This window comes from Helicobacter heilmannii (assembly GCF_001283065.1).
In the GTDB taxonomy this organism is placed as follows: domain Bacteria; phylum Campylobacterota; class Campylobacteria; order Campylobacterales; family Helicobacteraceae; genus Helicobacter; species Helicobacter heilmannii.
This window is the reverse complement of record NZ_CDMK01000001.1, coordinates 673,063-681,692: the sequence shown is the minus strand read 5'-3', so window position 1 is coordinate 681,692 and position 8,630 is coordinate 673,063. Positions and strand designations below refer to the sequence as shown.

Genomic DNA, 8,630 nt, shown 5'->3' with positions numbered 1-8,630 from the left:
GGGGTATCAAAAATATTTTAACTCCTTTTTTGGCATTTCCTATTATGGTTATTTGGGTTACCGCTACCTTTACATGAGCTCCTTTGTCCGGGATTCAAGTGGGGTCGATAGTGTGGATCGCTACCAAGTGGGCTTTGGAGCTAACATGCTCTTTAATCTCTATAGCAAGATCAAGAAAACAAGGGCTAAACGCCCTAAAATCCAAGCTTACGGGCTTTTTGGAGGGCTTTTAGGCATGGTCGACATTTGGAGCGCGCAATTTTCCGGTAGCAGCACGGCCTACATCCGTAACAATGTCAACATCAATGCTGTCTTTGGTTTGAGCCTGCGCGTGGATCAATTCAAGTGGAGTATAGGCATCCACATGCCCTTGATCAACCAAATCCGCACCGTGAGAACCCCTCTTGAAACAGGGGGGTCTGAGTCGCTAAAAATTGTAGACAATTACAAGAGTGCTGCGCTTTTTATGAACTTTACGGAGATATTTTAGAATCTAAATGGCATTACTCAAAAAGACAATAAGATGAAACAACTCGGGCTAATCTATTTTCTTTGCTTCCTCATCGCCCATGCACATCCCTATTCTTCCTATTTAGACGGGGCGTTTTTCTCCTTTGGCATGGATGCGGGCGGGGGCAATGTTTTAGAGAGCAGCCACACAGAACCCAGCAGCGACATCCAAAAAATCAACGCTTACCACGAAGAGCTAAAAGACTACCAAAATGCCATGAACACTTTACAGGCCAACAAGACTCAAACCATGCAGACCTTGCAAACCTTGCTTGAGGATTTACAAAATCTTAACTTGCCCTCTTCTGCTAGCCTCATCGAACAAATCCAAACAGCCATCCGCACCCAAAATATAGAGAGTGTGTCGAGTATCGCCGATGGCGTGGCTGCCTACCAGCAGTACCTCAACAAAACCATCAGCACTTATGAGAGCCAAAACCAGGCCCTAGTGACTCAAGCCCAGCAAGAAATCGCTCAATATAAAAAAGAGCTCTCAGAGTCCAATAGCCAAAACAAGCAAGCCCTAGAAAACGCGATCAACACCTTTAATTCCTTCAACAGCCAAATCGCCAGTGCGGCTCAAGCTTTAGGCATTTCCTACACGCCCTTGAGCCTACCCGCGCCGCTCAATTCTAACAGCAATATTTCTTCCCTTACCCCCCAACAAGCCAACGCTGCCCTGCAGACTTTGGCCAGTGAAGTCAACCAAATTGCCTCCATTGTTGGCGGGGACATTAGTAAGCTAGGCCAAGCTAGCCAAAAGATCGCCATCGACTATTTAAACAATGCTAACACGCTTAAAAACGCCAAAACCAGTGCCGTTACGAATGCTTTAAACCAAATTGTGGATATCACAAAGATAGTCGGGCATGCCTTCCACAACCAATGGGTCAACTTCGCCAATGGGCAGACTTTTTTCTTAAATAATTCTGCGCATGTTCCCTATATCAATGCGGGCGACACCTGCGTGTTTGATATTATTTTGAACAACACGGCAAGCAATATCCACTCCTGTGGTTACCAAGGAGGAACAACGCAAGACTTGGAAAGTTTTCAAGAAGCTGCCAAAAAAGCCGGGGTGAGCATGTCTGAGATTTGGGGGACTTTGTTTAATCTCGACAAGCTTAAAGATGTTTGGATCAGCCCCTCGGATTGCGCTAAAGGGGGCTGTAGTGGTGTGAGTGCCCAGGAAGCCCAACAAGGGATGCAAAATTTCTTTAACCTCATGAATGGCTATGTAGGCGCGGCTAATTTTGTGGGTAATTTTACCAACACAAAGCTGTATAGCTCGATCGATAATGACCTTTTAACGGGAGATTTTAGTGCCGCTACCAACTTTGTCGATGCCTATGTCAAGACTTTTGTACCCGACATGCTCCAAACCTTTGTGGATAACCCAATATGGCTGATGAGTTTAGTGCCCGGGGCTAGCGGATACAATGGACCCCCTGCGACCCCCTCAGCTTCCCAAAAAAATGAAGTGGTTTCCAAGTGGAATAGCCCCAATGTAAAATACTGCTACGATTCGCCAGCCATAGGTTTGGATTTTTCGCAAGGCTATGCGGTGTGTGGGTATAACTGGTGGGCGCAGGCGATGTTTATGGGTTATTTTGGATATTTGAGCAACCAAACCGGCGCGTTGGAGAGCACTCTATCAGCCCAGCTTCCCACCGTGACAAGCGCAATCACAGCCGCCAGCAACGCCACCAATGCCTATAACGACTTTAAAGCCAAAAACCCCCAACCCTCCAATCCTGCCTATAAAGTCCCCACTCTGCCCAATCCCCCCATCCCTAAACCCGTCCCTGCGCCCCCCATACCCAAAATCAGCACCAACGCCACGCCCCTGCCTGCCGTCAACAAGCCCCAGCCCCCTTTGCTCACTTTTACCACAAAAAATCTACAGAAAAACTCGATGCAACTAGGGCTACAAGCCCAGGGGGGGTATCAAAAATATTTTAACTCATTTATCGGCATGTCTTACTACGGCTATTTTGGGTTTCGCTACCTTTATATGGGCGTGGACAGCAATAGTCTGACCGATTTAAACCGCTATAGCTTGGGAATCGGGGGCAACCTGCTTTTTAACCTTTATAGCAAGATTAAAAAACCCAAAGTGGGGCGCGCCAAAATCCAAGCCTATGGGCTTTTTGCAGGACTGCTAGGGATCGTCAATTTTTGGAACGCCAATTTTATTGGAGACTCACTGATACGCCACAACGCCAATTTAGATGCCACCTTTGGCTTTAGCATACGGGTGGATAAATTTAAATGGAGCCTAGGGACACACATCCCCATCATCGATGATGTGCGCACCATGCGCTCTGGAGGCAATAGCTTAAAGCTCATGGACAACTACAAAAGCGCAGATTTGTTCATGAACTTCACGACTTTTTTCTAGTCATTCCACTTGTTTGGGTTCACCCGTATTGGGACACTCATCTTGTGGAGCTGTTTGCGCTAGCCCTTTTTGTGTAGGGGGCTTGCTACCCGCACAATCTGCCGCCTTTTGGCCACTTGTGGCACAACCCATGTTCAGTAAAAGCACCAAAACACCCACTAACCCAAAAAACCCATTCTTTTTCATGCAAACCCCTTTAAGGATGCCATTATATTCTTTGGGAAATAACCATGCGCTAACAACGAGGCTTTTTGGAAATCTGCGCAATCCATAGCCACAGCCCCACTAGACTCGCGATAAAACACACGGGCAAGAGGTAGGGGTAGGCATTGCCCTTACCTAAAGAGCGTTGCACCCAGTTGCTGGCGTGGTAGGTGAGCCCGCCCAGGCTTAAAGCCCACAGCACGCAAGATAAAGCATTGAGCCACATAAACTGCTTAAAGGGGAACTTGCTAAGCCCGATGGCTAAAGGTACGAGGGTTTTCACCCCATAAATGTATTTATTGAAGAAAATCAGCCACGCCCCGTATTTATGGATCCAAAGGTGGATGAGGGCGAGCTTGCGACGGTGTTTGTGTAAATAGCCCCTAACTTCCTGCTTTTGCGTGCGTCCTAGCCACACCAATAAAGAGCTGCCTACAAAATTACCCAGCCCCGCCACGAGCATGGTTTTGCCAATATCCATATGTCCTGTAGCGCTTAGGATTGCCGCCAGCACAAGCCCGATGTACCCGCTTCCAAAGGAATAGACGAAGAGAAACAAATACCCCCACGAGTCAAACAAGGCCTGAAAGTGCGCTAAATCCACCGCAATCCTTCGCTTAAATCTTTCTAGGGTATAATAGCATAAAGTCCACATAGGAGTTTCTCATGACAAATGGCTATTACGCAGCTACGGGGGGCATGGTTACCGAGTTCAACCGCTTGGATCAGATCTCTAACAATTTAGCTAATCTCAACACCGCAGGGTTTAAACGCGATGATGTTGTGGTGGGCGACTTTTTGCGCCTTTATCAGAACTACCGCGACAAGTTGCCCCTGCCCGATCAGACCAAGCAAGCCGCCAAGTATCTAAACCGCAACCTAAACAGAGTGCCCATCATCACAGAGAGATACACCGATTACAGCCTAGGGCCGATGCAAAAAACCGACAACGAGTTGGATTTTGCCCTAAGCGATCCTAACGCCTACTTTGTGGTGCAAACCCCACAGGGCATTGCTTTTACTAGGGATGGCAGTTTCACCATCGATGCGCAAGGCTTTTTAAGCACCAAAGAGGGCTACCATGTCTTGAGCCGTGGGGGGATTGAAAGCGGGGCGGGGATACAAATGCTCCCGGGGGCAAGTGTGAGCGTGTCGCCCAATGGGGACATGTTTTTTAGACAAGGGGGCGAGGAAGTGCCCGGGGGGGCTTTAGCCGTGGTGGCCTTCCAAAGCCAAAAGCTCTTAAAGAAAATAGGCGACAATCTCTACACCTACCCACAGGATAAAATGGACGAGCGCACTGAGCTAAACGCCCCTATTGTCCGGCAACACTTCCTAGAAAAGAGCAATGTCAATGCCGTGATTGAAATGACTCGCCTCATTGAAGCCAACCGCCTCGTGGACATGTATTCTAAAGTGTTGAGAACCCACATGGACGACATGCACGCTGAGGCGATCAGCAAACTAGCAGCAAGGGTATAAGGAGCGCATGATGAAGTTATCTAAAAAGTTTCTACCCCTTGCTTTATTGGCTTGTGGGGGGGGGCTACACGCTGAAAAGAGCGCATTTTTCATCGGGGGCATTTATGAAGTGGGCGGCTCGACCTTTAAAGCCCGTATCAGTGGCAAAAAACCCAATAGTATGAACCGCACCGCCATCACCCAGGGCGTAGGCGTACGGGTCGGCTATAATCTGCTCTTTGGGGAAAAGGGCTATGTGGGCTTGCGCTTTTATGGCTTTTACAACTGGGGTTTAACTAACTTTGGCAAGGTGGTGTGGAATCGGAACGCTAACTTTGGCAAGAACACCTTTAATTTGTCTGGCTATGGCGTGGGGGCAGATTTACTCATCAACCTCTTTAATGGCGAAAAGTCTAATCTAGGCGTGTTTGGTGGCGTGGCACTGGGAGGTAACACTTGGTATGCGGTGCATGGGCCGGGAGGGGCAACGCGCTTTCAGTGGATGGTCAATGTGGGCGTTCGGGCGGTGATCGCTAGACACAGTGCCTTTGAAGTGGGTGTAAAAATTCCCATGCTCGCTACCCATGTGCAGGGTAGAGTGGACGGTGGTGTTTTTAATGACTTCAGTCTGTCCTTAAAACGTGATTGGGCATTCACCGCCGCCTATTATTTCTTATTCTAATGTTGCGCTTGTGGCGTGTGCTGGTGTTGCTGGCTTTGGGTGTGGGTGTGGGTATGGTGCTCTTCTCTGGAGCGTGTGTCGCGCCCATCCTTTTTAAAACCCCCGAGATTCTAGACCCACACAACGCCGGGGTGCTGATGGGGCGCATTTTTATACGGGGCAACTTCCTTTTAAATGTGCTGGCGGTCGCGCTGGTTTTAGATGCGCTAGTGCTTTGGGCAGTGCATAAATCTGGGCTGCTCTTTTTCCACCTAGCGGGGGCAGCACTCATTGCCCTGTTTAGTTTCTACTACACCCCCTACATTTTAAACGCCCAGGCCACCAACGCCACCACCACCCCCGAGTTTGCTGCCATGCACGCGCATAGCGAAACCTTGTTTAAAGCCTTATTGGCTCTCTTATTAATCTCCTTTGTGTGGCGGGCACTATTAAGGTCTAAGAGAGGTGTTTGAAACTCGCTACTAAATTTTCTACCAAGAGATTAAACCCATCCACCAAGATAAACACCAAGATTTTAAAGGGCAGGGAGATCATCACGGGGGGCAACATCATCATCCCCATCGCCATCAAAATGGAACTCACGACCATGTCAATGACTAAAAAGGGCAAGTAGAGCAAGAAGCCGATTTGAAACCCGGTTTTAAGCTCGCTGATCATAAACGCCGGCACCAGCACTGTTAAGGGCACGGCACTGGGGGTTTTGGGGTTTTCTAAATGGCGGATTCTAAAAAATAGGGCTAGGTCCTTTTCACGGGTGTTTTGCAACATGAATTCTTTAAAAGGCACAATGCCCACTTCAAAGGCCTCAGTGTAAGAAATCTTTTCGGCTAAATAGGGCTTGATGGCGGTGTCATAACTCTTTTTAGCGGCGGGCTCCATGATAAAAAAGGTCAAAATCAATGCCAAAGACACCAAAATCTGCGTGGGGGGGGTTTGTTGTGTGCCTAAAGCGGTGCGTAAAAATGAGAACACCACAATTAGGCGGATAAAGCTGGTCATCACCAAAATGAGCGATGGGGCGAGCACTAAGAGGGTCAGCACCAACACCACATTTAGAGTCGTTACCAACTGTGTGGGCGTGTGGGGGGCACTTAGGGATAAATTAATCGTGGGGATCACGGGGTCTTTAAGCGTGGCCGCAAACAACACACAAGAGGCAAGCACAGCCCAAGAGAAGAAAAAACGCAAGGAAAAGCCCTTTTGTGTGGGATAAGCTTTTAAGTATAATAGGCTTGTTTTTAAAATTGCCTAAAAAGGGAAAAAATGGCAGTATCGGTTGTGATCTTAGCGGCGGGCAAGGGCACGCGCATGCGCTCCAAGTTGCCAAAAGTCTTGCATAAAATTTGCGGACAGGAAATGTTAGTGCATGTGCTGGAAGTGGCTTTTGAATTAAGCGAGGATGTGCATGTCATTTTGCACCACGAACACGAGTTGATTTCTCAAGTGATTGAAAAATACTTTAAAAACAGGCCAACCATCCACCTCCAAAACGCTACACAATACCCCGGCACAGGGGGGGCACTCATGCAAGAGGACAAAAATCCGCTCAAAACCGCCCACAACCGCCTTTTGGTCCTCAACGCCGACATGCCCCTTGTGTCTAAAGAGGCGTTGCTGCCCTTTGTAGAGAGTAAAGAATCTAACGCTTTGGGGGTCTTTAGTTTAGAGTCTAAAAGCGGGTATGGACGGGTGTGCTTGCAAAACAACCAAGTGCAAGCCATTATAGAAGAAAAGGACGCGAGTGCAGAAATTCTAGCCTTAAATACCCTAAATGCCGGGGTGTATCTCTTTAGCCAAGAGTGCTTGCAAGAGTTTTTACCACGCTTGGATCAAAACAACGCCCAAGCCGAGTATTACTTAACCCAACTTGTGAGCCTTGGTGTGCAAAAGGGCGTGCGCTTTGATCCGATTTTTGTTAATGCCCACGACTTTTTAGGGGTCAATTCACAACGCGAATTGGCCATTGCTGAGGGCAAAATGCTAGAGAAATTGCGCGATGAAGCCATGCAAGCGGGGGTGTGTATGCACATGCCCCACACCATCTATTTAGAAAAGGGGGTGCGCTTTGGGGAGGGCTGTGTGCTCGAGCAGGGGGTACATTTGGCGGGGGATTGCTATTTGCAAGAGGCGCACATCAGGGCGCATAGTGTGGTCGAATCGAGCCACATTGAAAACAGCAGCATCGGGCCGCTCGCCCATATCCGCCCCAACTCTAAGATTGTAAATAGCCATGTGGGTAACTTCGTGGAAACCAAGAGTGCTTATTTAAATGGGGTGAAGGCGGGGCATTTGAGCTACCTTGGCGATTGCAGCATTGCCAGCGGCAGCAATGTCGGGGCGGGAGTCATCACTTGCAACTACGATGGTAGAGCTAAGCACCACACCAAAATCGGGCATAATGTCTTCATTGGCAGCGACAGCCAACTTATCGCCCCCTTAAACATCCCCGACAATGTACTGATCGCAGCGGGCAGTACCATCACAGAGCCCATACAAGAGGGGGATTTAGTCCTCGTGCGTCCCCCCCAAGTGTCCATCCCCAGGGGGTATTTTAAATTCTTCAAAAAACCCTAGTTGTGCTCTAAAACCCTTGTAGTCCCCACAACCCCCACCACCGGGTAACCTAAGCCACCCACAACACAAGCCCCCTACAGCTACCCCATACCTTCAAAACTCACCATCTCCAACACCGCGCCCCACAGAACGGGTATTTTTAAGTCGAATGACACCAAAGACATACAACACAAACAGTAAAAGGGCCAGTAAAAGGGCAACCAACCTTTAAGTTTTTGAGCAAGTTGTTTGCAATAACATTCATAAATATTTTTAAAAGGACATTGCAATTTGTGCTGCATGAGCCCAACATATATGCAAAAGCCCCCAATAACTAAAGAACAAAGCATGTCTTTTGATAAGGGCAGATAAACTAGAAATACAGCAACAAACCCTAACTTTCTGGGATTTAGTGGCCATATAAAAGAGCGAGAGATTGTAGGAAACACACATAGGGCTAAAGAGAGAAAGAGAAACATATAATCTCTATTAAACAAGATAACAAATCAAAATTAGCGATCACGCAGCCTTTAGTAGGCGAAGTGCCTGCTGGCTAACATTCACCACCCAAGGGCAAGCCTAGCACTGGAGATGGGCATCCACCCCTTCTTTAGTAGGATTTTGGCTACTTTTAATATTGGGCTTGTAGTCTGTGTAAAAATTTAACAGCTTGAGGTTTTAGCCAAACTACCCACACCTCATTTTCCGCATCCAAATCCGCTAACATATTTCTAGAACTTTTAAGAAGTGTGCATGGTGGTCGTGATCACGGGAAATACAAGCGAGATTGGACTAGGCATAGCTTGACCCCCCCCAAAA

Annotated in this window: 9 protein-coding genes; 6 read left to right on the top strand and 3 right to left on the bottom strand. The window is 48.0% G+C overall.

Annotated elements, in window-relative coordinates:
• Both AOG36_RS03380 and AOG36_RS08985 read left to right on the top strand, forming a co-directional pair.
• On the top strand, positions 1-490 hold a 490-nt coding region (locus AOG36_RS03380; protein ID WP_053825480.1), incomplete at its 5' end, for an outer membrane beta-barrel protein.
• A 33-nt stretch (positions 491-523) separates the two neighbouring features.
• Positions 524-2,911, top strand: coding sequence for a putative outer membrane protein (locus AOG36_RS08985; RefSeq protein WP_015106450.1), 2,388 nt, complete (start codon positions 524-526; stop codon positions 2,909-2,911).
• On the opposite strand, the gene AOG36_RS03370 is transcribed toward AOG36_RS08985, so the two are convergent.
• Both AOG36_RS03370 and AOG36_RS03365 read right to left on the bottom strand, forming a co-directional pair.
• Positions 2,912-3,097: a hypothetical protein gene (locus AOG36_RS03370; protein ID WP_015106449.1), complete on the bottom strand. Its 186-nt coding sequence runs from the start codon at positions 3,095-3,097 to the stop codon at positions 2,912-2,914. It abuts the gene before it with no gap.
• A 49-nt stretch (positions 3,098-3,146) separates the two neighbouring features.
• A complete protein-coding gene (locus tag AOG36_RS03365) occupies positions 3,147-3,770 on the bottom strand; it encodes a DedA family protein (RefSeq protein WP_053825479.1) in 624 nt (207 codons plus the stop codon).
• A gap of 11 nt (positions 3,771-3,781) precedes the next feature.
• Here AOG36_RS03365 and AOG36_RS03360 point away from each other — a divergent pair, with 11 nt between their 5' ends.
• Genes AOG36_RS03360 through AOG36_RS03355 form a run of 3 tightly spaced genes read left to right on the top strand, consistent with a single transcriptional unit; the run spans position 3,782 to position 5,710 of the window.
• On the top strand, positions 3,782-4,597 hold the full coding sequence (locus AOG36_RS03360) for a flagellar hook-basal body protein (protein ID WP_015106447.1): 816 nt from the start codon (positions 3,782-3,784) through the stop codon (positions 4,595-4,597).
• A 10-nt stretch (positions 4,598-4,607) separates the two neighbouring features.
• Positions 4,608-5,258 (top strand): outer membrane protein, encoded by a 651-nt coding sequence (locus tag AOG36_RS08205; RefSeq protein ID WP_015106446.1) that lies wholly within the window; start codon positions 4,608-4,610, stop codon positions 5,256-5,258.
• On the top strand, positions 5,258-5,710 hold the full coding sequence (locus tag AOG36_RS03355) for a DUF4149 domain-containing protein (protein ID WP_015106445.1): 453 nt from the start codon (positions 5,258-5,260) through the stop codon (positions 5,708-5,710). Before AOG36_RS08205 ends, AOG36_RS03355 begins: the two co-directional genes overlap by 1 nt.
• Here AOG36_RS03355 and fliP read toward each other — a convergent pair.
• Positions 5,694-6,422 (bottom strand): flagellar type III secretion system pore protein FliP, encoded by a 729-nt coding sequence (fliP, locus tag AOG36_RS03350; protein WP_231630310.1) that lies wholly within the window; start codon positions 6,420-6,422, stop codon positions 5,694-5,696. The genes AOG36_RS03355 and fliP overlap by 17 nt on opposite strands.
• 99 nt (positions 6,423-6,521) lie before the next feature.
• Here fliP and glmU point away from each other — a divergent pair, with 99 nt between their 5' ends.
• A complete protein-coding gene (glmU, locus tag AOG36_RS03345; protein ID WP_015106443.1) occupies positions 6,522-7,832 on the top strand; it encodes a bifunctional UDP-N-acetylglucosamine diphosphorylase/glucosamine-1-phosphate N-acetyltransferase GlmU in 1,311 nt (436 codons plus the stop codon).
• The last annotated feature ends 798 nt before the right edge of the window (positions 7,833-8,630 follow it).